The organism is Corynebacterium lowii, assembly GCF_001412085.1.
GTDB lineage: Bacteria > Actinomycetota > Actinomycetes > Mycobacteriales > Mycobacteriaceae > Corynebacterium > Corynebacterium lowii.
Genome location: NZ_LKEV01000003.1, coordinates 165701 through 192630 on the forward strand (window position 1 = coordinate 165701; position 26930 = coordinate 192630).

General features: G+C 62.5%; 21 protein-coding genes, 3 tRNA genes, 1 pseudogene and 1 CRISPR repeat array. Of the genes and pseudogenes, 18 read left to right on the forward strand and 7 right to left on the reverse strand.

The window, feature by feature from the left end:
* Nucleotides 1–6 precede the first annotated feature (6 nt).
* Both ilvD and Clow_RS06410 read right to left on the reverse strand, forming a co-directional pair.
* Nucleotides 7–1848: a dihydroxy-acid dehydratase gene (gene ilvD / locus Clow_RS06405; RefSeq protein WP_055177899.1), complete on the reverse strand. Its 1842-nt coding sequence runs from the start codon at nucleotides 1846–1848 to the stop codon at nucleotides 7–9.
* 19 nt (nucleotides 1849–1867) lie between these two features.
* On the reverse strand, nucleotides 1868–2377 hold the full coding sequence (locus tag Clow_RS06410; protein ID WP_245625718.1) for a PH domain-containing protein: 510 nt from the start codon (nucleotides 2375–2377) through the stop codon (nucleotides 1868–1870).
* 337 nt (nucleotides 2378–2714) lie between these two features.
* Here Clow_RS06410 and Clow_RS06415 point away from each other — a divergent pair, with 337 nt between their 5' ends.
* The 9 genes and pseudogenes from Clow_RS06415 (at nucleotide 2715) to Clow_RS12235 (ending at nucleotide 14795) form a co-directional block, all read left to right on the forward strand.
* Nucleotides 2715–4532 carry an acetolactate synthase large subunit gene (locus Clow_RS06415; protein ID WP_055177902.1) on the forward strand — a complete coding sequence of 606 codons (1818 nt, stop codon included), beginning with the start codon at nucleotides 2715–2717 and terminating at the stop codon, nucleotides 4530–4532.
* On the forward strand, nucleotides 4532–5056 hold the full coding sequence (gene ilvN / locus Clow_RS06420; RefSeq protein ID WP_055177904.1) for an acetolactate synthase small subunit: 525 nt from the start codon (nucleotides 4532–4534) through the stop codon (nucleotides 5054–5056). The genes Clow_RS06415 and ilvN overlap by 1 nt, the downstream gene beginning before the upstream one ends.
* A gap of 117 nt (nucleotides 5057–5173) precedes the next feature.
* Nucleotides 5174–6187 carry a ketol-acid reductoisomerase gene (ilvC, locus tag Clow_RS06425; protein ID WP_055177907.1) on the forward strand — a complete coding sequence of 338 codons (1014 nt, stop codon included), beginning with the start codon at nucleotides 5174–5176 and terminating at the stop codon, nucleotides 6185–6187.
* Between the two features lie 56 nt (nucleotides 6188–6243).
* Nucleotides 6244–7125: a cation diffusion facilitator family transporter gene (locus tag Clow_RS06430; protein WP_055177909.1), complete on the forward strand. Its 882-nt coding sequence runs from the start codon at nucleotides 6244–6246 to the stop codon at nucleotides 7123–7125.
* Between the two features lie 24 nt (nucleotides 7126–7149).
* On the forward strand, nucleotides 7150–8898 hold the full coding sequence (locus Clow_RS06435) for a GmrSD restriction endonuclease domain-containing protein (RefSeq protein ID WP_055178039.1): 1749 nt from the start codon (nucleotides 7150–7152) through the stop codon (nucleotides 8896–8898).
* A 76-nt stretch (nucleotides 8899–8974) separates the two neighbouring features.
* Nucleotides 8975–10651: a hypothetical protein gene (locus Clow_RS06440; protein ID WP_055178040.1), complete on the forward strand. Its 1677-nt coding sequence runs from the start codon at nucleotides 8975–8977 to the stop codon at nucleotides 10649–10651.
* 82 nt (nucleotides 10652–10733) lie between these two features.
* Nucleotides 10734–12320, forward strand: coding sequence for a phosphoglycerate dehydrogenase (gene serA / locus Clow_RS06445; RefSeq protein ID WP_055177911.1), 1587 nt, complete (start codon nucleotides 10734–10736; stop codon nucleotides 12318–12320).
* 78 nt (nucleotides 12321–12398) lie between these two features.
* Nucleotides 12399–13409 carry a 3-isopropylmalate dehydrogenase gene (locus tag Clow_RS06450; RefSeq protein WP_055177913.1) on the forward strand — a complete coding sequence of 337 codons (1011 nt, stop codon included), beginning with the start codon at nucleotides 12399–12401 and terminating at the stop codon, nucleotides 13407–13409.
* A gap of 56 nt (nucleotides 13410–13465) precedes the next feature.
* Nucleotides 13466–13861: a CRISPR direct-repeat array (repeat unit 30 nt; unit sequence AGTATTCCCCGCATACGCGGGGGTGAGCCG).
* Nucleotides 13862–14139: 278 nt separating this feature from the next.
* Nucleotides 14140–14795: pseudogene (locus tag Clow_RS12235) on the forward strand (Type 1 glutamine amidotransferase-like domain-containing protein).
* A 56-nt stretch (nucleotides 14796–14851) separates the two neighbouring features.
* Here Clow_RS12235 and Clow_RS06455 read toward each other — a convergent pair.
* Both Clow_RS06455 and Clow_RS06460 read right to left on the reverse strand, forming a co-directional pair.
* Complete coding sequence (locus Clow_RS06455; RefSeq protein WP_055177915.1) at nucleotides 14852–15751, reverse strand: excalibur calcium-binding domain-containing protein; 900 nt, start codon at nucleotides 15749–15751, stop codon at nucleotides 14852–14854.
* Between the two features lie 89 nt (nucleotides 15752–15840).
* Complete coding sequence (locus Clow_RS06460; RefSeq protein ID WP_281175666.1) at nucleotides 15841–17391, reverse strand: cation:proton antiporter; 1551 nt, start codon at nucleotides 17389–17391, stop codon at nucleotides 15841–15843.
* A 78-nt stretch (nucleotides 17392–17469) separates the two neighbouring features.
* Here Clow_RS06460 and Clow_RS06465 point away from each other — a divergent pair, with 78 nt between their 5' ends.
* Nucleotides 17470–18255: a fumarylacetoacetate hydrolase family protein gene (locus tag Clow_RS06465; RefSeq protein WP_055177919.1), complete on the forward strand. Its 786-nt coding sequence runs from the start codon at nucleotides 17470–17472 to the stop codon at nucleotides 18253–18255.
* Nucleotides 18256–18293: 38 nt separating this feature from the next.
* On the opposite strand, the gene Clow_RS06470 is transcribed toward Clow_RS06465, so the two are convergent.
* Nucleotides 18294–19481 carry an alpha/beta fold hydrolase gene (locus tag Clow_RS06470; protein WP_055177921.1) on the reverse strand — a complete coding sequence of 396 codons (1188 nt, stop codon included), beginning with the start codon at nucleotides 19479–19481 and terminating at the stop codon, nucleotides 18294–18296.
* Between the two features lie 69 nt (nucleotides 19482–19550).
* Here Clow_RS06470 and gltX point away from each other — a divergent pair, with 69 nt between their 5' ends.
* The 6 genes from gltX (at nucleotide 19551) to Clow_RS06500 (ending at nucleotide 23008) form a co-directional block, all read left to right on the forward strand.
* A complete protein-coding gene (gene gltX / locus Clow_RS06475) occupies nucleotides 19551–21026 on the forward strand; it encodes a glutamate--tRNA ligase (protein ID WP_055177923.1) in 1476 nt (491 codons plus the stop codon).
* A gap of 95 nt (nucleotides 21027–21121) precedes the next feature.
* A tRNA-Gln gene (locus Clow_RS06480) sits at nucleotides 21122–21193 on the forward strand.
* 18 nt (nucleotides 21194–21211) lie between these two features.
* Nucleotides 21212–21287: transfer RNA gene (locus Clow_RS06485), tRNA-Glu, on the forward strand.
* Nucleotides 21288–21357: 70 nt separating this feature from the next.
* Entirely contained in the window at nucleotides 21358–21918 is a 561-nt protein-coding gene (locus Clow_RS06490) for a YagU family protein (RefSeq protein WP_245625719.1), read from the forward strand.
* Between the two features lie 51 nt (nucleotides 21919–21969).
* A tRNA-Glu gene (locus tag Clow_RS06495) sits at nucleotides 21970–22042 on the forward strand.
* A gap of 90 nt (nucleotides 22043–22132) precedes the next feature.
* Nucleotides 22133–23008, forward strand: a complete 876-nt coding sequence (locus Clow_RS06500; protein WP_055177926.1) for a CE1 family esterase — start codon at nucleotides 22133–22135, stop codon at nucleotides 23006–23008.
* Here the strand turns inward: Clow_RS06500 and Clow_RS06505 are convergent.
* Nucleotides 23005–23712, reverse strand: coding sequence for an IclR family transcriptional regulator (locus Clow_RS06505; RefSeq protein ID WP_055177928.1), 708 nt, complete (start codon nucleotides 23710–23712; stop codon nucleotides 23005–23007). The two genes, Clow_RS06500 and Clow_RS06505, sit on opposite strands and share 4 nt — an antisense overlap.
* 126 nt (nucleotides 23713–23838) lie before the next feature.
* On the opposite strand from Clow_RS06505, the gene leuC reads away from it, so the two are divergent.
* On the forward strand, nucleotides 23839–25257 hold the full coding sequence (leuC, locus tag Clow_RS06510; protein ID WP_055177929.1) for a 3-isopropylmalate dehydratase large subunit: 1419 nt from the start codon (nucleotides 23839–23841) through the stop codon (nucleotides 25255–25257).
* A gap of 17 nt (nucleotides 25258–25274) precedes the next feature.
* Nucleotides 25275–25883, forward strand: a complete 609-nt coding sequence (leuD, locus tag Clow_RS06515) for a 3-isopropylmalate dehydratase small subunit (RefSeq protein ID WP_055177932.1) — start codon at nucleotides 25275–25277, stop codon at nucleotides 25881–25883.
* Here leuD and Clow_RS06520 read toward each other — a convergent pair.
* Nucleotides 25858–26814 carry a bifunctional NUDIX hydrolase/histidine phosphatase family protein gene (locus Clow_RS06520; protein WP_156334707.1) on the reverse strand — a complete coding sequence of 319 codons (957 nt, stop codon included), beginning with the start codon at nucleotides 26812–26814 and terminating at the stop codon, nucleotides 25858–25860. The two genes, leuD and Clow_RS06520, sit on opposite strands and share 26 nt — an antisense overlap.
* Between the last annotated feature and the right edge of the window lie 116 nt (nucleotides 26815–26930).

Consider the following 26930-nt stretch of genomic DNA (forward strand, 5'->3'; position numbering starts at 1 on the left):
CCGGCCTTAATCCACCTGGCGCACGGCTCCCTTATCGGCGGAGGTGGCCATCTTGGCATAGGCGCGCAGCGCCTTGGTCACGGTGCGCTTGCGATCCACCGGGGTCCAGGGATTCTCACGGGCCTCCATCGCCGCGCGGCGCTGCTCGATGATCTCCTCCGGGACGTCGAGAGTGAGCAGGCGCTTGTGCACGTCGATGGTGATGGTATCGCCGTTTTCCACCAGGCCGATGAGCCCGCCGTGGGCGGCCTCGGGGGACATGTGCCCCACCGAGAGCCCGGAGGTACCACCGGAGAAGCGGCCATCGGTAATCAGCGCGCACTTCTTACCCAGGCCCGCTCCCTTGAGGAAGGAGGTGGGGTGGAGCATTTCTTGCATACCGGGGCCACCGGCGGGGCCCTCGTAGCGGATCACCACTACCTCTCCGGCCTGCACCTGGCGGGTGAGGATGGTCGATACCGCCTGCTCCTGGCTGTCCACCACGCGGGCGGGGCCGGAGAAGTGCCACAGGTCCTCGTGGATACCGGCGGATTTAATCACGGCACCGTCCGGGGCGAGGTTGCCGCGCAGAATCACCAAGCCGCCATCGGCGGTATAGGCGTGAGCCACATCGCGGATGCAGCCGTTTTCGGCGTCGGTGTCCAGGCTGTCCCAGCGGTTGGACTGGGAGAAAGCCTCGGTGGTGCGCACTCCGCCGGGGGCGGCGTGGAAGAGTTCGATGGCGGCGTCGGTAGCCTTGCCGCCGCGCACGTCCCAGTCGTCGAGCCATTCGTCCACGGAGCCGTAGAGGGCGGTGTGGACGTCCTTGTCCAGTAGACCCGCGCGGTGGAGTTCCCCCAGGATGGCGGGGATGCCACCGGCCCGGTGGACGTCCTCGATGTGGTAATCGGAGTTGGGGGAGACCTTGGATACGCAGGGGATGCGGTAGGAGAGTTCATCGATGTCGGCCAGGGTGAAGTCCACCTCGCCCTCCTGGGCGGCGGCCAGGGTGTGCAGCACCGTGTTGGTGGAGCCACCCATCGCCATATCCAGGGCCATCGCGTTATTGAAGGCCTGCTTGGTGGCGATACTGCGCGGCAGCACGGAATCATCGCCCTGCCCGTAGTAGCGCTGGCACATGTCCACGATCATGGAACCGGCCTGCTCAAAGAGGGCGCGGCGGGCGGTGTGGGTGGCCAGGGTGGTGCCGTTGCCGGGCAGGGAAAGGCCCAAGGCCTCGGTGAGGCAGTTCATGGAGTTCGCCGTGAACATGCCGGAGCAGGAGCCACAGGTGGGGCAGGCGATGCTTTCCATCTTGTTCAGCCCGGCGTCGGAAACGCTCTCGTCGGCAGAAGCCGTGATCGTGCTAATGAGGTCGGTGGGCGGGTGAGCCACGCCGTCGATCACCACGGCCTTGCCCGCCTCCATCGGGCCACCGGAGACGAAGATCGCCGGGATATTCAGGCGCATGGCGGCGTTGAGCATGCCGGGGGTGATCTTATCGCAGTTGGAGATGCACACCATTGCGTCGGCGGTGTGGGCATTGACCATGTATTCCACGGAGTCTGCGATGATTTCGCGGCTGGGCAGGGAATAGAGCATGCCGCCGTGACCCATCGCAATGCCATCATCGACGGCGATGGTGTTGAACTCCTTGGGCACGCCACCTGCGGCGCGCACGGCCTCTGCCACGACATCGCCCACGTTTTTCAGGTGCACGTGGCCGGGAACGAATTGGGTGTAGGAGTTCACAATGGCCACGATGGGCTTGCCGAACTCGTGCTCCTTGGTGCCGGTGGCGCGCCACAGTGCGCGGGCACCGGAGGCATTGCGGCCGACGGTGGTTACTTTGGATCGCAGCGGGATCACGGGAAATCTCCCTTAAAAGTTATTCTGACTGTTCTTTTTGCATGGCCGCATATTCCTCACGGGTAACGAGGATGCGCTCGCCATCGCGACGAACAATGGCTACCTTGTCGTCTACCGCTTCCCGTCCCACGGTCAGTGCGTCAGGGATGCGTCCACCCGAGGCTTCAGAGAGCGCCGGGAGGGAATTAAAGCTCACCGCGGGGAGGGGGAATTGTTCCCCGGAACGGGAGCGAGCAAAGCTCGTTGAGCCTTTGAATCCGATGCCCTCAACGTCATCCCAGCGCACCGTGCGCGGAGCACGGAAAGCGTAACGGGCGGTAATTCCCTGCGCCGTGATGCTGGTGCGGGCGCGCAGCAGCCACCACAGATACACGGCGGGAATGAGCAAAAACCACCCGAGTATGGCGGGGGCGTGGCTGATGGGGATGAGCATGATGAGGGCCATGAAGATCACCACGAGCACGTGGAAGCGATCCGGGCGGAACTCTGCCGGGGAGAAGTCCGCTGGTGATGATGCTTCAGGATTCATGCCCCACATCGTAGCCAACGGGTGTGACATCGCTCAAAAGGGCTCCCGTGGCCCTTCATATACGTGGTAGAGGGGCACAGTGAATAAAAAGAATGGCCCTGGTCACCTCATGGTGTATAGTGCACACCATGCTTATTATTCGACTTGTACTCGTACCCGAGCGGCGCGTGCCGTAACGGCTGGTTCAAGTCGAAGCGCACGGCGCCCTCCGCAACACCCACCCACAGTGGCTGCGCGAGGGCGTTTTGCATAATCTGCGGCGGCTCATCCACGGCCGTTGCTCACTGCATAATCACTGTTGAAAAGAACCACCGAATAATCAAGGAGCCTGACACTCGTGAATGCGGAAGCAAAGCAACCTCCGCTGCCGTCCACGCTTGCTCGCAAGGCTGCGGCTGATCGCACGGAGCCGGAGAGGATGACCGGCGCGCAGGCGGTCGTGCGATCACTGGAGGAACTTGGGGCCGATGTGGTCTTTGGTTTGCCAGGCGGGGCGGTGCTGCCCCTTTACGATCCGCTGTATTCCTCCACCAAGGTGCGCCACGTGCTCATGCGCCATGAGCAGGGCGCGGGCCACGCCGCCGAGGGTTATGCCCAGGTGACCGGCCGGGTGGGGGTGTGCATTGCCACCTCGGGGCCGGGAGCTACCAACCTGGTCACCCCGATCGCGGACGCGAACCTCGATTCCGTGCCGCTCGTGGCCATTACCGGCCAGGTGGGAAGCGGCCTGCTGGGCACCGATGCCTTCCAGGAAGCCGATATTCGCGGCATCACCATGCCGATCACCAAGCACAACTTCATGGTCACCGATCCCAACGATATTCCGCAGGCGCTCGCGGAGGCTTTCCACCTCGCCTCTACCGGACGCCCAGGCCCGGTGCTGGTGGATATTCCCAAGGACGTCCAGGATTCGGAGATGGAGTTCTCCTGGCCGCCGGAGATTGACCTGCCGGGTTACCGCCCCGTCACCAGCCCGCACCCGCGCCAGATCGCGCAGGCCGTGGAGCTGATCGCCCAGGCGAAGAAGCCCGTGCTCTACATCGGCGGCGGCGTGATTAAGGCCAATGCGGCCCAGCAGCTGCGCGAGTTTGCCGAGGCGGCCAATATTCCGGTGGTCACCACGCTCATGGCTTTGGGAGCCTTCCCGGAATCCCACCGCCTGCACATGGGCATGCCCGGCATGCACGGCTCCGTGCCCGCCGTGGGTGCCTTGCAGCGCTCCGATCTACTCATCGCCATCGGCACGCGCTTTGACGATCGCGTGACGGGCAAGGTGGATGCCTTTGCCCCCGAGGCCAAGGTGATCCACGCCGATATTGACCCCGCAGAGATTGGCAAGATTCGCGCCGCCGACGTCCCGATAGTGGGCGATGCCAAGGAGGTGCTGGCCGCGCTGAGCGAGGCCTACCGCGCCGCAAAGGCAGAAGGCCCGGATACCGCCGAGTGGCTGACCTACCTCGACGATCTCACCGAGCGCTTCCCGCGCGGTTACGAGGAGCAATCCGACGGCTTCCTCGCCCCGCAGCGCGTGATCAAGGCCCTGTCCAAGGAGGCCGGCCCCGAGGCCATCTACGCCGCGGGCGTGGGGCAGCACCAGATGTGGTCGGCCCAGTTCCTGGACTTTGAAAACCCGCGCACCTGGCTCAACTCCGGTGGCCTGGGCACGATGGGCTACGCCGTTCCGGCGGCCCTGGGCGCCAAGGCCGGTGCCCCGGAAGCGGAGGTTTGGGCCATCGACGGCGATGGCTGCTTCCAGATGACCAACCAGGAACTCACCACCGCCGCCGTGGAGGGCATGCCCATCAAGGTGGCCCTGATTAATAACGGCAATCTGGGCATGGTGCGCCAGTGGCAGACGCTCTTTTATGAGGGGCGCTATTCCAATACCAAGCTGCGCGAACAGGATGAATACGTACCGGACTTCCTGGCTCTGGCCGAGGCCTTGGGCTGCGCGGCGCGCCGGGTGACCAAGGAAGAAGAGATCGTGCCGGCGATCCAATGGGCACGCGAGATCAACGATCGCCCCGTGGTGTTGGACTTCATCGTGGGCCAGGATGCGCAGGTGTGGCCGATGGTGGCGGCGGGTTCCTCGAACTCCGAAATCCGCTACGCGCACGATCTGCGTCCGCTATTTGATGAAAAGGAGCAGGCGTAATGGCTAGTACCGATATTGTTCGCCACATTCTGAGCGTTTTGGTGGAAGATGTAGACGGCATCATCTCGCGCGTATCCGGAATGTTTACGCGCCGTGGATTCAACCTGGTTTCCCTGGTTTCGGCCAAGACCTCCACGCCGGGTATGAACCGCATCACCATCGTGGTGGATGCCGATGAGGTGCGCATCGAGCAGATTTCCAAGCAGCTCAACAAGATCGTTCAGGTGATTAAGGTGGTGCGCCTGGACGAGGACGCCACGGTGGCCCGCGCCCTGCTGCTGGTGAAGGTGGACGTGGATAACCACACCCGCCCGCAGGTGGTGGATGCCGCCACCATCTTCCGCGCCCGCGTGGTGGATGTGGCCCCGGAATCGGTGGTCATTGAGGCCACGGGAACGCCGGGGAAGTTGCAGGCGCTTCTCGACGTCCTGGAGCCCTTCGGTATCCGGGAGATGCTGCAATCCGGCCAGATTGCCCTGAATCGCGGTCCGCGTACCCTCGCGCCTGCTTCTTCTCGCCCCTAATGTTTCATTTGGTGAGACATTAGGGCGGGGTTTGTCCCATATATTGAAATAATCCGGTAGGGTGAAGGCAAAGAACCTTCCGGTATTCCTCTTGAAAGAAAGGTGAGAGTAACTCTCATGGCTATCGAAGTTCTCTACGACGCTGACGCCGATCTGTCCATCATCCAGGGGCGCAAGGTGGCCGTCATCGGTTACGGCTCCCAGGGTCACGCGCACGCGCAGAACCTGCGCGATTCCGGCGTGGAGGTCGTGGTGGGCCTGCGCGAGGGTTCGCGTTCCGCCGAGAAGGCTCGTGAGGCCGGCTTTGAGGTGAAGTCCAACGCCGAGGCCGCCGCCTGGGCTGATGTCATCATGATCCTGGCCCCCGATACCACCCAGGCCAGCCTGTTCACCGAGGAGATCGCCCCGAACCTCAAGGATGGTGACGCCCTCTTCTTCGGCCACGGCCTGAACATTCACTTCAACCTCATCGAGCCCCCGGCCAACGTCACCGTGGGCATGGTTGCCCCCAAGGGGCCGGGTCACCTGGTGCGCCGCACCTACGTCGATGGCAAGGGTGTGCCCTGCCTCATCGCGGTGGATCAGGACCCGAAGGGTGAGGGCCGCGACCTCACTTTGTCCTACGCTGCGGCCATCGGCGGTGCCCGCGCCGGCGTGATCCCCACCTCCTTCCGTGAGGAGACGGAGACGGATCTCTTTGGCGAGCAGGCCGTGCTCTGCGGTGGCCTGGAATACCTCATCATGAGCGGTTTTGAGGTGCTCACCGAGGCCGGTTATGCGCCGGAGATGGCCTACTTTGAGTGCCTGCATGAGATGAAGCTCATCGTGGATCTCATCTACGAGGGTGGCATTGGCAACATGAACTACTCCGTTTCCGATACCGCGGAGTACGGCGGATACCTCTCCGGCCCCCGCGTGGTGGACGAGGGTGCCAAGGATCGCATGCGTGAGGTGCTCAAGGATATTCAGGACGGCACTTTCGTGAAGGCGCTCATCGCCAACGTTGAGGGCGGTAACAAGGATCTGGAAGGCCGCCGCGAGAAGATCGCCGCGCACCCGATTGAGGAGACCGGTACCAAGCTGCGCGACCTGATGAGCTGGGTCAAGACCCCGCTCAATGAGACTGCCTAAAAAAGTATTCTCAAAAGGCTTTGAATAAGCCTGGAGGGGCGTTATACTCTACGACCATGAGTGGTCACGATCACGCGCCTACCTCGCTGAAGTCCCTGGTGGGGGTCATTGCCCTCACAGGGACTATTTTCTTTGCGGAACTCTTCGCCGGACTCTTCTCCGGCTCCCTGGCCCTGCTTTCCGACGCCATGCACATGCTCTCGGATTCCACGGGGCTCATCCTCGCCCTGCTGGCCCTGCTCATCGGACGCCGCCCGCCCAGCAGCCGCGCCACCTTTGGGCACCGCCGGGTAGAGGTGCTGGCCGCCGCCATCAATGCGGTGGCCGTCACCCTGATCTCCGCCTGGATCGTGGTGGAGGCCCTGGGGCGCTTCCGCAGCGGCGCGGAGATTGATACCTCCATGATGCTGCTGGTGGCCGTGATCGGCCTGGTGGCCAATGGCCTTTCCGCCACGATTTTGGTGCGCCGCCAGCACGATAGCCTCAACATGCGCGGTGCTTACCTCCACGTGCTCTCCGATTTGCTGGGTTCGGTGGCCGTGATCGTGGCCGGGGTCATTATCCACTTCACTGGCTTCATCGCCGCCGATACCATCGCCTCCCTCATCATCGCGGCGCTGGTGATCCCGCGCTCGGTATCCCTGGCCTCCACCTCGGTGAGGGTGCTGCTCAACCAGGCCCCGGAGGGCGTCGATACGCGGGAGGTGGAGGAGCGCCTGCGCCGGGTGTCGGGGGTGTGCGAGGTGCACGACCTACATCTGTGGTCTACCGACGGCAATCACCCCCTGGCTACCTGCCACCTGGTGGTGGCGCGGGGTAACGCCTCCCGCGTACTCGACGCCGCGCAGGCCGCACTGCGGGAGATGGGAATTGAGCACGCCACGATTCAGATAGAAGAGCCGGGCCACCGGGAGCACGAGGAGGTATGCGGGCACTAAGCGCAGCACAGTAGCATGGTGGCTATGGGTTTTTCCACGCCGAGCTATGGCCTCTCTGACCTCTTTGCCCGCATTGATCGAGGGGACATTCAGCTCCCCGATTTCCAGCGAGATTATTCCTGGGACGTTGATCGGATTCGATCTCTCGTGGTTACCGTTCTGCGTGGTTATCCCGTGGGCTGTTTTATGGCGCTGGATACCCGCAATACCCCCATGCGCTTTCGCTCGCGCCCGCTCGATGGCGCCCCGGATACCGGCGCGGCCCCCGGAATGTTGCTCCTTGACGGCCAGCAACGCCTCACCACCCTGTACCACACGCTTCAGGGGGAAGGCTTCGTTACCGGCGTGAACTTTCGAGGCCGCAAGGTGCGCCGAGCCTTCTACGTGGATGTAGAAAAGGCCACCTCGGCCGATGTTCTCCCGGATGAGGCCGTATTTGCCGTGGCCGAGGACGGCAGGGTGTGCTCGCACTTCGGCCCCGCAGAGGTGGGGGAGCACTGCATTCCCGTTTCCACGCTGCTGGGAGAGGGAGCCACCAATAAGCTCTTTGACCTCATCGACGGCGCCGATGAATCCACCCGTGCCGCGGTGAAGTCCTTTTATAACAAGATCGTCTACCCCCTGGCAGCTTATTCCGTACCGATGATTCGCCTCTCGCGGGAGACCGCTCGCGCCGGGGTGGGGTCCATTTTTGCCCAGGCGAACTCGGCGGGCCTGCAAATGGACGTTTTTGAACTGCTCACCGCCGTTTTTGCCACGGAGGATGAGAACTTCTCCCTGGCCCAGGATTGGGAGGACACGCAGCGAGCTTTGCGTAAGTACCCGGCCCTGGATGGAATTGATCGCACGGCCTTCCTCACCGCCGTTTCCCTCCTCGCCACGGCCCGCAAGGGGCATGCCGCGGGCAACCGCGAGGATATTTTGGCACTGAGTTTGGCGGAGTATCGCAAGGCCGCGCGCGATATTCGGATCACCATGAGGGAGGCCGCGGAGTTCCTCATCCAGCGCTGCATCTTTGACCTCACCCAGGTGCCTTATGCTGCGCAGATCGTGCCGCTTTCGGTCATCCTCGCGCTGCTCTCGGATACGCCCGCGGCACTGACTACCTCGAAGGCTTGGGATCGCCTCGACCGCTGGTTCTGGTCCGGGGTCCTTGGCGAGCTCTATGGCTCCGCGGCCGTGGTGAATCGCATGGCTAACGACGTCGATCAGGTGAGTGCGTGGATCAAGGAAGAGACGGAGGACGAACCCAAGACGGTACGCGATGCGGTATTCCATGAGGAGCGCCTATACACCGTGGACGAAACCTCGGGAATATTCCACGGTATCTACGCACTCTTGATGAGCCGCGGAGCCCGCGATTGGCGCACCTCCGCTCCCTTCGATCGCTGGACGTTCCGCGATCTCAACCCCACCTATGCGCAGATTTTCCCGGAGCAGTGGTGCAGGGAGCACGGCGTTGCCCCCAACCTCGCCGGTGGAGTGCTGAACCGAACCCCGATGGGTAAGCGCACGGAGGTGGTGCTGGACGGTTTCAGCCCCGCGCGGTATCTACCGCGGGTACAATCGAAGTCCCTCATGGAGGACGATGAGTTCGATGCCGTTTTGAGCACGCACCACCTCGATTCCGAGCTGCTCCATTCCGGGCAGGCGCAGGAGTTCCTGGAAGATCGCGCGGAGCGCCTGGTGCGTCTTATCTCTCAGGCGATGGGCAAAGACGTGATCCGAAGCGGCGAGGGCGCATTGGCTACCATGAGCGAAGAAAAAGAATAGCCAGATCAGGCGAGTAGAAAAAGGGGATAGTTGAGTGAAGTTTCGCGGAACAGTAGGCGTGCTGACTGCCTTGGGTATGGCGGCTGGTGCATTGGCGGCTTGTTCCTCGTCGCAGGAGGAGCAGGGCACCACGCAGCAACACACCACCGATAGCGCGGCGGCCCCGGCGGATTCCGTGGAGGCAGCCAAGACGGAAAACCGCAGCCGCCGGGTGGACGAGCGATTTGGCGATCGCCCCCAGGTGCTCGCGGGAGCGGATAACTCCGGGGTGGAATCCTCGCAATTGTTCTTCGATAGCTCCGAGACCGCCGTCGTGGTGGGCGGTGCCGACGCCCCCCGCCTCCGCGCGGTATCCCTGTCAATGGCTTCGCATGCCCCGGTGCTGGGCTTCAATGGCGATAATTCGGAGCAGATCGTCAAGGAGATTTCCCGCCTGGGAGCCACCAAGGTGCTTGTGGTGGGCAAGGCGGATATTTCTGGGCTGCCCTCCGAGGTTGATCTCATCCAGGACCCCGGCACTTTCGAGGCGCTGAGTTCCCTGACCTCCCTGCACTTTGAGGAATCCTCCGTGGAGTCCCTGGCGGATATGGCCAAGGCAGCGGCAGATTACAACCCCTCGGAGCCCACCGCGCTGAGCCCCGGCTGGCTACCCGAGCCGGAGGAGAACAGCAGCGAGGAAACCGAGGACACCGATAGCTTCCCCGTGCAGAGCGCCCGCGACGGCCAGGCCGCGCCCATCGTGGTGGCCTCCCCGGCGTCTCCGCTTCTCGACGTCGCTAATGCCAGGGCCTACGGCGCGCAGGTGCGGATGATGGCTTATCCCGATCCTCGCATCAATGAGGAGGCCACCAAGATGGTGGCCGGCTTGGAAGATCAACCCCTGGTGGGCCTGGGTGCGGGCTTTGGCACCGGGGAGCAACTGGCGGAAAAGATTGAGCTGGCCCAAACCGTGAGCACCGAGCTCCCCGGCGGCGGGACGATGGTATTCCCGGGCCGCCGCATGATCGCCCTCTACGGGCACCCCTCCGGCGGCGCCCTGGGCGTGATGGGGGAGTACGCCCCGGAGGAATCCGTGGCCTATGTGCGCGACCTCGTGTCTCAGTACCAGGAACTCAACCCCGCCGAGCCGGTGATTCCAGCCTTCGAGATCATCGCCACGGTGGCCTCTGAGTTCCCCGGCGAGGACGGCGATTACTCCAATGAGGCCGCTCCGGAAGAACTCACCCCCTATATCGACGCCATCACCGAGGCCGGGGGCTACGCCGTGCTGGATTTGCAGGCGGGACGCGCGAACTTCCTCGACCAGGCTAAGAGGTACGAGGACCTGCTTAAGCGCCCCAACGTCGGCCTGGCCCTTGACCCGGAGTGGCGCATCGGCGCGGAGGAAGAACCGCTGAGCCGCGTGGGCAGCGTGGAGGCCGAGGAGGTCAATGCCGTGGCCGATTGGCTGGCTACCTTGACCAAGGAGAATAACCTCCCGCAGAAGTCCTTTGTGCTCCACCAATTCCAGCTGCAAATGCTGCGGGATCGAGAAAATATCCGCACCGATCACCCGGAGCTGGCCTATGTGCTCCACGCCGATGGACACGGGGTCTCGGAGGAGAAGTTCGATACCTGGAACGTCATGCGCCAGGGATTGAGCCCGGACTGGTTCATGGCGTGGAAGAACTTTTTTGATGAGGATACCCCCATGTTCACCCCGGAGCAGACCTACGCGGTGGAGCCGCGCCCCTGGTTCGTTTCCTACCAGTGAATAGAAAATGGGACACGGTGGCGTGCTCGTCGTAGAATGATCGGAAGTATTCGCTCTGATCGTTCAAGGAGAGTCGTTCCCCGTGTCCCTTCCTGTTGTTCTTATTGCCGATAAGCTGTCTCAATCCACCGTCGATGCGCTCGGGGATGCCGTGGAGGTGCGCTGGGTCGATGGCCCTAACCGCGCGGAACTCCTCGCCGCTGTGCCGGAGGCTCACGCTTTGCTGGTGCGCTCCGCCACCACGGTAGACCGCGAGGTTCTTGAGGCCGCTCCCAACCTTCAGATCGTGGGGCGCGCCGGGGTGGGCCTGGATAACGTGGATGTGGAGGCCGCCACCGAGCGCGGAGTGATGGTGGCCAATGCCCCCACCTCCAATATCCACTCCGCCTGCGAGCACGCCATCGCCCTGCTGCTCTCCACCGCGCGTCAGATTCCGGCGGCTGATCGCACCCTGCGCGAGGCAACCTGGAAGCGCTCGAACTTCAAGGGCGTGGAAATCTTTGGCAAGACGGTGGGCATTGTGGGGTTCGGGCACATCGGCCAACTCTTTGCGCAGCGTCTCCAGGCTTTCGACGTCGCGGAAATCCTCGCCTACGACCCCTACGCCAACCCCGCTCGCGCCGCGCAACTGGGTGTGGAACTCACCGATCTGGAAGATCTGATGAGCCGCAGCGACTTCGTGACCATTCACCTGCCCAAGACCAAGGAGACAGCGGGCATGTTTGGCACCGAGCTGCTCTCCAAGGCCAAGGAGGGGCAGATTCTCATTAATGCCGCGCGCGGCGGCCTGGTAGACGAGCAGGCCCTGGCCGAGGCCATTACCTCCGGTCCGATTCGCGGCGCGGGCTTTGACGTCTACGCCACGGAGCCCTGCACGGATTCCCCGCTCTTTGCCCTAGACGAGGTAGTGGTGACTCCGCACCTGGGCGCTTCCACGGTGGAGGCCCAGGATCGCGCGGGTACGGACGTGGCGGCCTCGGTGCTCAAGGCCCTGGCTGGCGAGTTCGTGCCGGATGCGGTGAACGTTTCCGGCGGTCGCGTGGGCGAGGAGGTGGCCGCTTGGATGGAACTCACCCGTAAGCTCGGCCTGCTGGCGGGCTCCCTGCTGGGTGCCGCCCCGGATACCGTGATCGTTTCCGCCCGCGGCGAACTCTCCACGGAAAAGGTCGATGGGCTGGGGCTTTCCGCTCTGCGTGGCCTCTTTGCCGGTATCTCTCAGGTGCCGGTGACCTTTGTGAACGCCCCGCGCATCGCGGAGGAGCGCGGTGTGGAATTGAAGGTGGAAACCCACTCGGAGTCCGCCTTCCACCGTTCCGTGGTGGAGGTCAAGGTCATTGGTGCCGACGGCGCACAGGCCAGCGTGATCGGCGCCCTGCCGGGCCTAGAGCGCGTGGAGAAGATCGTGCGTATCGACGGCCGCGGTGTGGACATGCGCGCCACCGGCCGCAACATCTTCCTGCGCTATACCGACGCCCCCGGCGCCCTGGGCACGGTGGGCTCCATGCTGGGCGAGCAGGGCATCAACATTGAGGCCGCCGCTCTGACCCAGGCCGCCAGCGGAGATGAGGCCATGCTGATTCTGCGCGTGCAGGCGGAGGTTCCACAGGATTTGCTCGATTCCATCTCCGCTGCCCTGGGCGCCACCGCCTTCCAGCTTTCCCTGGACTAGGGCGGGTGGCTGCACCGGGGCCGCCATCGCTGTAGACTGACCTCACATGTTCATTATGTGAGAAAGGAATCCCATAAAATGAGAATTGCAGTGATTCCCGGTGATGGCATCGGCCCCGAGGTAACCGCAGAAGCCCTCAAAGTGCTCCGCGCCGTGCGCTCGGACATCGACACTACGGAGTTCGACCTCGGCGCACGCCGCTACCTGCGCACCGGGGAATTGCTCAGCGACGCCGACCTCGCCGCCCTGCGTGAGCATGACGCCATCTTGCTCGGCGCTATCGGCGCCCCCGGCGAAGTGGCCCCCGGCATTTTGGAACGCGGGCTGCTGCTGAAAATGCGCTTTGCTCTCGACCACCACGTAAACCTGCGCCCGGCCGTGCTGTACCCCACGGCGGCGTCGCCACTGGCAAAACCCGGAGACATTGACTTCATCGTGGTGCGCGAGGGCACCGAAGGCCTTTACTGCGGCAACGGCGGAACCCTGCGCGAGGGAACCCCGCATGAGGTGGCCTCTGAAGTCTCGCAGAACACCCGCTTTGGCGTGGAGCGCGTGGTGCGCGATGCTTTTGAACGCGCCTCCCAGCGCCGCAAGCACCTCACCCTAGTGCATAAGACTAACGTGCTGGTGAACGCCGGTGGGCTGTGGCAGCGCACCGTGGACGAAGTGGCCCGCGAATACCCCGATGTGACCGTGGAATACAACCACATCGACGCCGCCACTATTTACATGGTGACCAAACCCGAGCGCTACGACGTGATTGTCACCGACAACCTCTTTGGCGACATTCTCACCGACCTGGCTGGGGCCATTACTGGAGGCATTGGCCTTGCGGCCTCGGGCAATATCGACGCCTCGGGGGCCAACCCCTCCATGTTTGAGCCGGTGCACGGTTCCGCGCCCGACATCGCGGGCAAGGGGATTGCCGACCCCACCGCCGCGATTCTTTCCGCTGCTTTGCTGCTGCGGCATTTGGGAGATGAAGAAGGTGCTGAGCGGATTGAGAAGGCCGTGGCTGCTGACGTGGGGGAGCGCTCTGGTGAGATCGTGACCGCTGAGGTGGGAGATCGGATTGCGGCAGCGGTATAGCGCTGGAAGATGTATGTAGAATTGGTCTGGGCTTGAGAATCTTGCAGGTGGGCAAGTGTATTCCCCGCATACGCGGGGGTGAGCCGTACGGGCCTGGAGCTGTGGGTGCTGACCATCAGTATTCCCCGCATACGCGGGGGTGAGCCGTTTAACCACAGTCCCTCACCTGGTCAAACGTAGTATTCCCCGCATACGCGGGGGTGAGCCGGTGTGTGTGGGTTGTTTTTGTTTCAAATCCCAGTATTCCCCGCATACGCGGGGGTGAGCCGTACGGCTTCATCTTCCTTCACCTCCTTTCGTCGTATTCCCCGCATACGCGGGGGTGAGCCTGGTCTCATGGAGCCGGGTGGTACCAGGCCGCGGTATTCCCCGCATACGCGGGGGTGAGCCTATCCCCCGCAGCAGCCCGCGCCGCCTCTACCGGTATTCCCCGCATGCGCGGGGGTGAGCCCTCGAACCACTTAAGCTCGGGGGCGGTGCGATCGTATTCCCCGCATACGCGGGGATAGCTTTACTACTGAGAAGCCACTTGGAGAGTTATGTTTGTTGCTAGGTTGAGCTCGGCTTTTCTAGGTTCCTTTGGGAACTTTACCGCTGGTGCAGGCGGTTTCCATTGGCATGCGCACTACGTTTTCTCTGATTAGTATTATATTATTGTTGTTCGTATTACCTTCGCCAATCGTAGGTTATTACCCCTGCCATTATTTTAGTATTACTAGAGAGGTGAGATATGAGTTACAATCAAGATATTGTCTTGCTCGGGGGAGGGTTCTCGGATTCCTCCGATGATGGGATGGATGAGTATTTAATTAGCGGCTCGGGTGTGAAAAATCCCAATGTGTGCTTTATTCCCACGGCGAGCGGCGATTCTCCAACGTATATTAGGCGGTTTTATGAATCGATGGAAGGATTCCGGTGCCGCCCTCATTACGTCGAGCTGTTCGTTCTATAGACGATCTAACTGAATTTCTAAAACCAATGGACATTATATATGTCGGTGGTGGCAATACGGCCAATATGTTGAATATTTGGCGGCTACATGAGTTTGATTCCGCCCTCCTAGCAGCTCACCGTAATGGAACGATTCTTTCTGGTATAAGTGCGGGCGCTGCATGTTGGTTTGAATCATGCGTAACTGACTCGTTTGGTTCGTTGAAACCGCTTAATGATGGTCTGGGAATAATATCGGGTAGATTTTGTCCACACTATAATTCCGAGCCTGGCCGGCCGGAGGTGTATAGCGATCTTGTAGCTAGAAAGCAACTGCCACCGGGTATAGGGCTAGATGATGGTATTGCGGTCCGGTATCGGGGAGGCGTCATTGTTGAGAGCTTCCGTTCGAGCGAAGATGCGCATGTTCACTTTATTAATTTGGAAAGTGACTAAGTATTCCCCGCATAAACGGGGGTGAGTCCCGCCGCGCAGCCCCCGAGGAACCCCGACTAGTTCTCGCAGGCCACACCGTCGCCATCTCTATCGAGGTCGAGGCTGTATCCCGGCGTGGTGGGGTAGAGGGGCGCGGCTCCAGCCGCGCGGGCCTCCGCGCAATTTTTGTAGTACACGCCGCTGGTGTTTTCCTCAGCCGCGGGAGCCTCAGGAGCAGGGGCAGGTGCCTCCGGGGCGGGAGTCTCCGCTGCTTCTTCCGCAGCGCCTGCATTGTCCTCCGCCGGTGTTTCTTTGGCCGGGGCCTCCACGTTTTCCGGCTCCGGGTCGCTTTCTGCCTCGGGGTTTTCCTGGGGCGCGGACCGATTCACGGTCACGCGCTGGGGTTCGCCTCGTTCGTCGAGGTCGGTGTTGGTACTACGTCGTTCGTTATCCTCTGCGGCTTCTTCGGTGGAGGGCTCCTCTTCGGTGTTTTCTTCCTCTTCGGCGGGTTCCTCCCTGGCAGAGGTGGGAGTCTTAGTTGCCGCGATGGTGCGTGAGGGATTCAGGCTGGTTTCCTGGGTGGAGGTGGGGTTGCTTTCTTCCTCGTCCGGCTTAGAGGGGGAAAGCAGGCCTCCCACAATGAGCAGGAAGACGGAGCAAGCGGCGATGATAGGCCATCGGCGGGGGAACTTTTCAGGCTCGGGTGGGGCCGTAAAGAATACGCGAGTTTGGTCATCGGGTTCGCCGGTGGCTTCGGGGTAATCAATGGTGGCTTCGCGGAAGGCTTTATCGCGCTTTTCGCAGTAGAACCACCACGCTCCGGGGAGAGCCACACCGGCGGCCAGGAGGGTAGTGCCGATCACGTGCACAAAGCCCCCGCCGGAAATAATGCCGCCGAGGAGGGTGAGCCCACCGAGCACTACGGAGATCCAGGCGAGGATCGTTTTCCAGGTGGGCGCTTTGTATTCTTCGGACATGGCAGGGCGGGCCTTTCGCATACGGCGGGGTTACACAGGGTAATGGCAGTTTAGGCGAGGAACGTTACATCCGGGGTAGTTTGGCCTCTTTATTTCTTTGCCGCCAGGAGCATTCTGTCGATGGAGCCCAATACTTCGTCCACGTAGGCGGGGTTGACTCCGCGCTCCGAGCGTGCGGTGAGCAATTCCTGCTGGGCGGCTTCGAGTGCGCCCACCCTGATCTTTCCGGCGGTATCGCGCCAGCGGGTGAGTTCTTCATGGCGTTCTTCCTCGCTGTCGAATTGGCGCTCTATCCAGCCGCTCATGGCGTCGAGAGCTTCGGGCGGGAGCTGCGTGGATTGCTGCTGCATGTACTGATAGGAAGCGTTGCGGGCGCGGCGTCGTAAAGCCTCAAGGGCTTGATCGCCGGAGGCATCGGGACCATTTTCCAGGTTGAGTTTGCGCATGAGCCACGGCAGGGTGAGGCCGGGAATCACCATCGTGCAGAGCAAAACCATCAGGGCAATGACGGAGGCCTCGTGGTGCAGGGTATCGGAGATGGTAGCTGGAATAGAGAGCACGAGCGCCAAGGTGACAAGCCCGCGCATACCGGCCCAGGTCATAAGCAGTACCTCTTGGCGGCGCAGGGGAGCGGCGAATGTGCGTCCGCGCTTCATGTGCGCGCGCATAGCTAAGGAGAGCCACGCAAAGCGCACGAGTATCGCCACGACGGAAAGCACCGCGCCCACCCATACGGCGTGCCAGAGGTGAGAGCCCACCTCCTCGATAGCGGTGCCCACGTTGAGTCCGATGAGGCCAAAGGCCACGCCGGTAAAGAGCATTTCCACGGGTTCCCAGAAGGCCTCGCCGGAGAGGCGATCCTCGGCCCCCAAGGAGGCTCGGGAGTTCATCTCCACGGCGGCGATGACGATGGCGATAACGCCGGAGGCACTGACCTCCTCGGCCAGAATGTAGACGGCAAAGGGAAGCACCCAGGTGAAGGCGTTGCGCGCGGCGGTATCATCCACGTGATCGGTGAACCAGGCGGCGGCGCGCCCCACGAGGAGGCCGATGATGATGGCACCCACCACCGACCAAGCAAAGCTACCTAGGCCGTGCAACCAGGAGACATCGGAACCGGCGATGGCGGCGCTTAGCGCCACGTGGAAGGCCACGATGGAGGCGGCGTCGTTGAAAAGCCCCTCGGTTTGCAGCGAGGTGGTGATGCGCTTAGGAATACCCACGGGTTCTGCCACGGCATCTACGGCCACCGGGTCCGGGGGCGCAAGCGCGGCGGCGAGCACGATGGCTCCGGCGACGCCCACCCCTGGCAGCAGAAGCAGAATGGAACCGGTGAGCGCGGCGATGGTGGCAAAGACCAGTACCACGGACATCCAGATGATGGTGGTGGTCTGCGTCTTGATAACTGACCAGGAGGTGCGCCGAGCCAATGCCCAGAGAAGGGGCGGCAGGAAAATGGGCAGCATGAGGTCCACCGGAATATCGAGTTCCGGCGGCCGGGGAAGGAACATGCCGCCTGCGGCGACGAGCGTGAGTAAAACCGGCCAGGGGAGCCCCCAGCGGTCACCGAGGGCTACCACAACCACCGTGGCGAGCAGCAGCCCAGAGAGCATGAGAAGGAGGGTCATAGCAGTATTTATACGCTTTAGGTCCAGCCGTCAGCGGCAGGAGTTCGGCTGAACCCCCTTATTTTTGTTCGCAGTTGTACGATGATGCTCATGCGTTTTGGTCGAATTGCTACCCCCGAGGGTATGTGTTTTTGCGTTATTGATGATGAGGGCACCACTGCGAAGCAGATTGAGGGGACCCCTTTTACTCCGCCGAAGTACACGGGCAAGGAGTGGCCGCTGAGCGAGGTGCGTTTGCTGGCCCCCATGCTGCCGAGCAAGGTGGTGGCCATTGGCCGTAACTATGCCGATCACGTGGCGGAAGTCTTTAAGAAGTCGGCGGAGACGCTGCCGCCCACGCTCTTCCTCAAGCCGCCCACAGCGGTGGTGGGGCCGGGCGCACCCATTAAGATCCCCGAGTTTGCCACCCGGGTGGAGTTTGAGGGCGAGCTGGCCTTGGTGATTGCCAAGCCCTGTAAGAACGTGAAGGCCGAGGATTGGCGTTCCGTGGTGCTGGGCTACACGGTGGTCAATGATGTTTCCTCGCGCGATCTGCAATTCTCCGATGGGCAGTGGGCGCGAGCCAAGGGCATTGATACCTTCTGCCCGCTGGGTCCCTGGATTGAAACTCACCTGGATAACGTGGATGAGTTGCCCATCAAGGCGCGCCTCACGCACGAGGGCGTCACCGAGGTGAAGCAGGATTCCAATTCCAACCAGATGATTATGAATCTGGGCGAGATCATCGAGTTCATCACCGCCTCGATCACCCTGCTTCCCGGCGATATTATCTGCACCGGTTCGCCCGCGGGCACCGCCGAGATGGTGCCGGGGGATTTCATCGAGATCGAGATTCCTGGGGTGGGCAAGCTCGGCAACCCCGTGGAGCGCGCCTAAGCGGGCACCCTACCCGCAGCTCGACGCCCCCCAGACGCTCAGCGCAGCCGTGTGCCGTCGCTGAGCTCAAAGAGGTGTTTGAGTACCCCGCCGCCGCTGGCGCTGAGACCATTGTGCTCGTGTTCGCTGGTAATGAAGGTGCGTAGCTCGGGCATGTGGTCGGCGGTATCGAGGGAGTAGTCCAGGGGTACATAGGCGTCCCGGGCGTAGATCGCCGCCGCACCGCGTGCGCTGCTCAATGCCGCGGCGTCGTACAGCTCGGGCCACTGCGTCTGGGCGATCTCCTCGGCCACGGCTTTCCAGGGGCGGAAAGCCGGTACGGTATCGAGCCATTCGGGGTGAACGTGCTCCCCGGTGAGCAGGGTGGGGTCATCCTGGTATTCCTGGGGCAGGGCCCGGTACGCAGCCCAGTTGGTTGCGGTGCCATTGGCGTAGCACGATTCGTGGAGCACGTAGTACAGCGGGTTTCGGCCTTGGAAGGGGAGCAGGGCGGCGAGGTCATGGGCAAAGGCCGCGGAATCCCAGGGGAGATCGAGCAGGCTATAAAGAGACTGCCACCCTTCATTGGAGCCCAAAAGATGGCCCACGCTGCGCAGGCGTGAGGGGGTGACCACCTCGGCGTCGGGAAGCACCAGTTCTCCGCGCTCGGCGCGTTCGATGAGCTCGGCCATGCGGGTGCGGTGGTGGGGGAAGCGGCGGTAGTAGTCCTCGCTGTGGCGGCGCAGGGAATCGTAGGTGGCGCGGTAAATCTCCTCCGGGGAGCGGGTAAGCGAGGGCAGGCCCCCGGTGAAGAAGGCGTGTTCCAGGGAATCGGGGTGGACGCTGAGGTAGCGCAGCGTGGTGAAGCCGCCGAAGGATTGCCCCAGCACCGACCAACGCGTGATGCCTAAGTGCTCGCGCAGGTCCTCGGCATCATTCACGATGGAATCGGCCCGCAGGTGGCGCAGGTATTCCGCGGGCTGGGGCTCGCTCACCGGGGTGGAAAGCCCGGTGCCGCGCTGATCGAGCAGCACCACCTGGTAGCGCTCTAGGGCGGTGGGAATCCAGGGGGCATTGATGCGCGGGGCTTCAAAGCCGGGGCCACCTTGGAGGTAGAGGAGGTAGGGCAGTTGCGGGTCGGTGCTGAGCACGCGGGCAAAAATGTCAATGCGGCGATTATCGGCGGAATCGGTGCGGTTGAGCGGCACATCGAGGCGGTGATCGTGGATGGAGAGGTTCTTTATCATCTTTTTATCCCTACCCTGCTGCGCGGGCGCCCACAACCTTAATGTTCTGGGTGTGGTGAAATAGAGGGCATGAGTGAAGTTCGCGTGAGATTTTGCCCCTCGCCCACCGGCACCCCGCACGTGGGAATGGTCCGCACGGCCCTGTTTAACTGGGCCTATGCCCGGCACACGGGCGGGCGCATGGTGTTCCGCATTGAGGATACCGACGCCGCGCGCGATTCCGAGGAATCCTACGAGGCCATCATCAAGTCCCTGCGCTGGCTGGGCCTGGACTGGGATGAGGGCATCGACGTCGGCGGCCCCCAGGAGCCCTACCGTCAGTCCCAGCGCATGAACATCTATGCGGAGGTACTGAAAAAGCTTATCGACGCCGGGGAGGTCTACCCCGCCTATTCCACCGCTGAGGAGGTCAAGGAACGCCACCTCGCCGCCGGGCGTGATCCGCAGTTGGGCTACGACAACTTTGACCGCGATCTCACCCAGGAACAGATCGACGCCTTCGAGGCCGAAGGGCGCAAGCCCGTGTGGCGCCTGCGCATGCCCGAGCACGATTGGTCCTGGACCGACCTGGTGCGCGGCGAGATGACCTTCAAGGCGGAAACTCAGCCGGACTTCGTGGTGGCCCGCTCTAATGGACAGCCCCTGTACACGCTGGTGAACCCCGTAGACGATGCCCTCATGGGCATCACCCACGTGCTGCGCGGCGAGGATCTGCTTTCCTCCACCCCGCGCCAGCTGGCCCTCTATGAGGCGCTGATCCGCATTGGCGTGGCCACCGCGATCCCGCAGTTCGCGCACCTGCCCTTCGTGATGGGGGAGGGCAATAAGAAGCTCTCCAAGCGCGATCCCGAGTCCAACCTCTTCAACCACGTAGACGCCGGCATTATCCCCGAGGGCATGCTCAATTACCTTGCCCTGCTGGGCTGGTCGCTTTCCGCCGAAAAGGATATTTTCTCCCGCGAGGAGATGGTGGAGGCCTTCGATGTGGCCGATGTGCTGGGTAATCCCGCGCGCTTTGACCAGAAGAAGCTGGAGGCCATTAACGCCGATCAGATTCGCCTGCTGGAGCCGGAGGAGTTCCGCTCACGCCTGCGCGCCTACCTCAACGAGCACACCGACTTCCCGGCGGACTACCCAGAGGACAAGTTTGCTTTTGCCGCCGAGCTGGTACATACCCGTATCAAGGTGCTTGGCGATGCCTATGGCCTGATGAGGTTCCTCGCGGTGGCGGATGCGGACCTCGTGCTCGATGAGAAGTCCGCCCGCAAAAACCTCAAGGAGGACGCCGTGGCGGTGCTGGATACCTCCATTGAGCGCTTGGAGGCGGTCTCGGAGTGGAATCACCAGGAGATTGAGAAGGTTCTCTCCACGGCTCTGATTGAGGAGATGGAATTGAAGCCGCGCAAGGCCTATGGCGCGCTGCGCGTGGGAATTACGGGTGCGGCCGTATCCCCGCCGCTTTTTGAGTCGATGGAGCTGCTGGGCAAGGAATCCACCCTGGCTCGCCTGCGCGCGGCGCGGGAAAATACTCCCTTTAGCGCTTAAAGAAAACGTTGTTACCTGGTGGTTTGTGCGGTTTTAGGGGTTGTGGTTATAGTATTCCCCGTTGCTCAGCAAGGAAAACCGCTGGGAAGCAACAATGGCCTATGGTGTAATTGGCAACACTACGGTTTCTGGTACCGTCATTCTAGGTTCGAGTCCTGGTAGGCCAGCTGCGATTGTATCGCCGCGCCCCGTTCGTCTAGCGGCCTAGGACGCCGGCCTCTCACGCCGGTAACACGGGTTCAAATCCCGTACGGGGTACCATCGCGTCCCCCACCGAGTACTTTCGGTGGGGGATTTTTGCATGTATGGATATGAAAGTAGGCCCTCGCCCGTGTCCCTTCCAGCCTTGGGAACCATCACTGACCCTGCCCGCCGTCACTTAGGCACCGCCCTGTGGGTGGGTATCATCGCCGGATTCTTCTCCGGCATCGTTAAGTTTGGCTGGGAGGTTCCTTTTCCTCCGCGCACCCCCGAGCGCGATGCCACCAATCCGCCGCAGGCGCTCTTAGAGATGCTGGGCATGAGCCCCGAGAGCACGCACGCCACCTACACGTATTTGGGCAATGAACTGCCCTATGTGAGCTTTATCCTTCACTTTGCCTTCGCTATTTCCTTTGCGATGTTTTATTGCGTGGTGGCGGAGTATTGGCCCGCGATCAAGATGTGGCAGGGGGCCGTTTTCGGCGTTGTGGTGTACGCGGCCTTCCACATTGTGCTCATGCCCGCCCTGGACGTGATTCCGGCTCCGTGGGATCAACCGTTGGGGGAGCACGCCTCGGAGTTCTTTGGGCACATCGTGTGGATGTGGAGCATTGAGATCGTGCGCCGCGATCTGCGTAACCGCGCCACCGGTGAGCCCGATGCCGAGATAAAAGTGCCCGTGAACAGCTAGTTTGTGCCCTTGGCTGCGCTTACACTACTGTAATCCCAGTCAGCACGACGAGCCCCGTTCGTCTAGCGGCCTAGGACGCCGGCCTCTCACGCCGGTAACACGGGTTCAAATCCCGTACGGGGTACTTTTAAGAGATCCTCGCCTGTTTCGGGCGAGGATCTTCTGCTTTTCCCGGTTGCGCGGGGTGGCCTACTTTCGTCTAAAGTAGTGCGATGTGAAGCGCCTCAAAACTACGCTCGCCGCCGTGGCGGCCAGCTTTTCCCTCCTCGCCGCAGGTACCGCCACCGCCTCGGCTCTGCAATTGCCCGCAGAACTCAGCTCCCTGCCTGAGCAGCTGCTCAGCGGTGAACTCCGTGAGATCACGCTGCCGGTGCCCAACGGGCCGGATCGCAGCTATCTGGTGAGCGTGAGCCGTAATTACAATCCGCTCAAGCCCACCCCGGTGCTGCTGGCCTTTGGCGGTTGGGGCGATAGCCCGGAGAAGTTCCGTGGTTATTCCAACTACGCCACCTCTGGGGCGGCCGATGAGGCCATCGTGATCTATCCGCGCGGGGTGGAGAATGCCTGGGCGGGCGGCCCCTACGCCAAGACCACCGCGGAGCAGGATATTGCCGCGGTGCGTCAGATCGTGGATCAGGTTTCCTTGGTGCTGAATGTGGATCGCAGCCGCATTTACGCCGCGGGAATGTCTAATGGCGGCGGCATGGCCTCCACCCTGGCCTGCCAGGCGCCCGATCTGGTAGCCGGCGTGGCCGTGGTCTCCGGCGCGTATTACCTGCCCACGCACCAGGGCTGCGCCAATGGTGCCGTGCCCTACATGGATATTCACGGGGACGCCGATCCCACCGCTCCCTACGAGGGCGGCTCCCGCCACGGTGTTCCGGTGGCGCGCACCAAGGACGTGGTGGCGTCCTACGCGGCTCGAAATGGCTGCACGGGCGAGGTTCGCAATGGCAATACCACCTCACATACCGGGTGCGTGAGCCCGGTGGAAGAAGTAGTGGTTCCCGGTGGCGTGCACGAGTGGTACACCAACCCGGACGCGGCCAATATGACCTGGAACTTCCTCAAGGGGCAGCGCAAGGCCTAAAGGCCCTGGGAAAGCTCCTGTGAGGAGCGGATGATTTCTGCTCCCCAGAGCTCTCCTGGGCTGGGGCGTAGCCTTTCGGAAACCCCGGAAAGGGAGAGAACGGCCAGGAACTCTCCGGCGGAGTTGAAGATGGGGGCGGAAAGGCTGGCTAGGCTCACCTCGCGTTCCCCGATGGAATCGGCCCAGCCGCGCTGGCGTACCTGTTCCAGGGCCTCACCATCAAAGGAGGCCTGGGGGAGAATGGCCGCGCGTAACTCTGAGGAGGAATAGGTGAGGAATATTTTGGCCGCGGACCCGGCCGTGAGCGGCATGCGCGAGCCGATGGGGACGGTGTTTTGCAGCCCGGAGGAGGGCTCTAAGGCGGCGATACAGGTGCGCGAGGTGCCGGTCAGTTGATAGAGCTGCACGGATTCCCCGGTTTTTTCCATGAGTGCGGACATGGTGGGCATGGCGGCGTCGATAAGCTGATTCTTGGAGCCTGCGCTCATGGCGGTGAAGGTGGGGCCCAGCGACCATTTGCTATCGGCGGCGCGGACGAGGAGGCGGTGAGCCTCTAGGGCGGTGGCTAGGCGATGGGCAGTGGCGCGCGGTAGCTCGGTGGCCGCGCAGAGTTCGGTGAGGCTGCGCGGTTGGTGCGCCACCGCCATCATGATGGAGACGGCGCGGTCAAGCACCTTGATTCCGGAGGCGTCGTAGTGTCCCATACCGCGATCTTATCATTCCGCAGGGTGGGAAATTAGGGTGCGGTAAGGTGAAGCAGTGCACGTCATGCGCTAAGGTATCTCATGTAGTGACACAAAGGTTTCACCTAATGGGATAGGAGCGCTGCCATGAGTGAGAAGTTGACGCTGGCGGAGAAAGTCTGGCGCGATCACATCGTCTCCCCAGGCAAGGATGGGGAGCCGGATCTTATCTATATTGACTTGCAGCTCTTGCACGAGGTGACCTCCCCACAGGCCTTCGACGGCCTGCGCATGGCGGGCCGCAAGATTCGCCGCCCCGATCTGCACCTGGCTACCGAGGACCATAACGTGCCCACCGAGGGGGTTATCGGCGGCAATCTCTTGGATATTGCGGACCTCACCTCGCGCACCCAGGTGGCTACCCTGCGCAAGAACTGCGAGGAGTTCGGTATCCGCCTGCACCCGATGGGCGATGTGCGCCAGGGTATCGTGCACACGGTGGGTCCGCAGTTGGGGGCCACGCAGCCGGGCATGACCATCGTGTGCGGCGATTCCCACACCTCTACCCACGGGGCCTTCGGCTCGATTGCGATGGGCATTGGTACCTCCGAGGTGGAGCACGTCATGGCCACCCAGACGCTCTCGCTCAAGCCCTTTAAGACGATGGCCATTGAGGTTTCCGGCACACTGCAACCGGGAGTGACCTCCAAGGACCTCATTCTGGCGATCATCGCCAAGATCGGCACCGGCGGCGGTCAAGGCCACATCATTGAATATCGAGGCGAGGCGATCCGCAAGCTCTCAATGGAAGCCCGCATGACCATCTGCAACATGTCCATCGAGGCCGGAGCCCGCGCCGGCATGATCGCCCCGGACGAGACCACCTTTGAATACGTCAAGGGCCGCGAACTCGCCCCCACCGGGGCGGACTGGGACGCCGCCGTGGAGTACTGGAAAACGCTGCCCACCGACGAGGGAGCCACCTTCGACACCGTGGTGCATATCGACGGCGACGCGCTCACCCCCTTCGTTACCTGGGGTACCAACCCCGGTCAAGGTCTGCCGCTTTCCGCCTCCGTGCCCGATCCAGAGGACTTTACGAGCGACGCCGAGAAGGCCGCCGCCGCCAAGGCCCTGGACTACATGGATCTCACCCCCGGAACCCCGCTGCGCGATATTGCCATTGACACCGTGTTCCTGGGGTCCTGCACCAACGCCCGCATTGAGGACCTGCGGGCCGCGGCGGAGATTCTGCGGGGGCGTCGCATAGCCGAGGGCCTACGCATGATGGTGGTCCCCTCCTCCACGATGGTCAAGCAGCAGGCGGAAAAAGAGGGCCTGGACCGCGTATTTATTGAGGCCGGTGCGGATTGGCGCACGGCGGGCTGCTCCATGTGCCTGGGCATGAACCCAGATCAGCTCAAAACAGGGGAGCGCTCGGCTTCTACCTCAAACCGCAACTTCGAGGGCCGCCAGGGACCCGGCGGACGCACGCACCTCGTCTCCCCGCCGGTGGCCGCCGCCACCGCCATCGCCGGACACCTGGCCAGCCCGGCCGACATCTAGAAGCAGGAGGATAAGGCATGGAAAAGTTCACCACCCACACCGGAGTGGGCGTTCCGCTGCAACGCAGCAACGTGGATACGGACCAAATTATTCCCGCCGTGTATCTCAAGCGGGTAACCCGCACGGGCTTTGAGGATGGCCTCTTTGCCAACTGGCGCGGCAACGATCCCGGCTTTGTGCTCAATCAGGAGACCTATAAGAACGGCTCCGTGCTGGTGGCGGGGCCGGACTTTGGCACCGGCTCCTCCCGCGAGCACGCCGTATGGGCGCTGATGGATTATGGCTTCCGCGTGGTGCTCTCGCCCCGCTTTGCCGATATTTTCCGCGGCAATGCGGGCAAAGCGGGCCTGCTGGCCGGAATCATGGAGGAAAGCGATATAGAACTGCTCTGGAAGCAGATGGAGCAAGAGCCGGGCTTGCCGCTGACGGTGAATCTAGAGGAACGCACCGTCCAAGCCGGAAATAACATCTACCCCTTTGAAGTGGATGACTACACCCGGTGGCGGCTCATGGAGGGGCTTGACGATATTGGCCTGACCCTGCGCAAGGAAGAGGAGATCACGGGTTTTGAGGGCCGGCGCGCGGCCTTCAAACCGCGCGTTACTTCACCGGCAGCGGGCTCGTGAGGTAATCCGCGCCCGTGAGGGTGCCCTCGCTAAAGGAGAGCACCCAGCAACTGGCCTTCTTGGCCTCAATGTCATCGAGAAACAGACCGCCCAACCGGGCTATGGCCTGGGGAATGGAGATTCCCTGGCTGACCACCACGGAGGTGCCGCCCCTCGCTATTACTTCCTCTAAAGCCCGCTGCGCCTGCTCGGGATTATTCTCCCAGCCCTCATCGCCGTAGAGGGGATCTACTGTGATGCTCAGGCCGAGCTCATCGGCCAGGGGAGCGGCGGTTAATTGGCAGCGGTCCGGTTGGGCGCTGTAGAGGGAATCCGGGCGATAGGCCAGCAGCAGCGGCACAAGCATCTCGGCCTGGCGGCGCCCCTTCTTATCCAGGGGGCGGCGATCATCGTCGCCCGCCCAGTTTCGGCGCTGGTGTGCACGGCCGTGGCGCACCAAAATCACGGTGGAGGTGGTCGCAGACGCCAGGCGCTCGGCGGCCCGGTCGATCACGGCCACATCCACGTCATAGCTCAGCAGGGCGCGGGCGCTATCGAGGTCAACCCAGCGCAGCTCGTCTACCTCTTCGTTGGGCTGGAACTCACCCGCGCTCACGAGGGCGAGCCAGTAGCACACCACCTTCGTGCGGTCCTTGACCGGGTAGGTGACCTTTCCCAGTAGGCGGCCCAGGGTGGCCTCGTATCCGGTCTCCTCATAAATCTCGCGGGCGGCCGTGGTAGGCAGGGATTCCCCGGCGTCTACCTTGCCTTTGGGCAGGGACCAATCATCGTAGTGCGGGCGGTGTACCACGGCTACCTCTATTGCTTCTCCTTGCTTCCGCCATAACACGGCACCGGCGGCCAGGGTGGAGCGCGGAAACTCCCCGGCGGGGTCTTTGGGGATACTGTGGTATTCGCCATCGAGGTACACGGCGGCAGAAAGATTGCCCATTAATCGTCGTTCCTTCCCAAGGGCCGATGTTCTTTTGGCCATTGTCCCCTGTGGAGGGCGGTTTGTGCCACCACGGCGCGCGGGATCGTTATGCTCGAAGAGGAAGTTAGCCGGGA

Coding starts and splice junctions, on each gene's coding strand:
- Clow_RS06450 (WP_055177913.1), top strand. CDS start 12,399: ATGAGAATTGCAGTGATTCCCGGTGATGGCATCGGCCCCGAGGTAACC.
- ilvN (WP_055177904.1), top strand. CDS start 4,532: ATGGCTAGTACCGATATTGTTCGCCACATTCTGAGCGTTTTGGTGGAA.
- leuD (WP_055177932.1), top strand. CDS start 25,275: ATGGAAAAGTTCACCACCCACACCGGAGTGGGCGTTCCGCTGCAACGC.
- Clow_RS06430 (WP_055177909.1), top strand. CDS start 6,244: ATGAGTGGTCACGATCACGCGCCTACCTCGCTGAAGTCCCTGGTGGGG.
- Clow_RS06440 (WP_055178040.1), top strand. CDS start 8,975: ATGGCGGCTGGTGCATTGGCGGCTTGTTCCTCGTCGCAGGAGGAGCAG.
- Clow_RS06455 (WP_055177915.1), bottom strand. CDS start 15,751: ATGTCCGAAGAATACAAAGCGCCCACCTGGAAAACGATCCTCGCCTGG.
- Clow_RS06465 (WP_055177919.1), top strand. CDS start 17,470: ATGCGTTTTGGTCGAATTGCTACCCCCGAGGGTATGTGTTTTTGCGTT.
- Clow_RS06470 (WP_055177921.1), bottom strand. CDS start 19,481: ATGATAAAGAACCTCTCCATCCACGATCACCGCCTCGATGTGCCGCTC.
- Clow_RS06520 (WP_156334707.1), bottom strand. CDS start 26,814: ATGGGCAATCTTTCTGCCGCCGTGTACCTCGATGGCGAATACCACAGT.
- gltX (WP_055177923.1), top strand. CDS start 19,551: ATGAGTGAAGTTCGCGTGAGATTTTGCCCCTCGCCCACCGGCACCCCG.
- Clow_RS06435 (WP_055178039.1), top strand. CDS start 7,150: ATGGGTTTTTCCACGCCGAGCTATGGCCTCTCTGACCTCTTTGCCCGC.
- Clow_RS06410 (WP_245625718.1), bottom strand. CDS start 2,377: ATGAATCCTGAAGCATCATCACCAGCGGACTTCTCCCCGGCAGAGTTC.
- Clow_RS06505 (WP_055177928.1), bottom strand. CDS start 23,712: ATGGGACACTACGACGCCTCCGGAATCAAGGTGCTTGACCGCGCCGTC.
- leuC (WP_055177929.1), top strand. CDS start 23,839: ATGAGTGAGAAGTTGACGCTGGCGGAGAAAGTCTGGCGCGATCACATC.
- ilvC (WP_055177907.1), top strand. CDS start 5,174: ATGGCTATCGAAGTTCTCTACGACGCTGACGCCGATCTGTCCATCATC.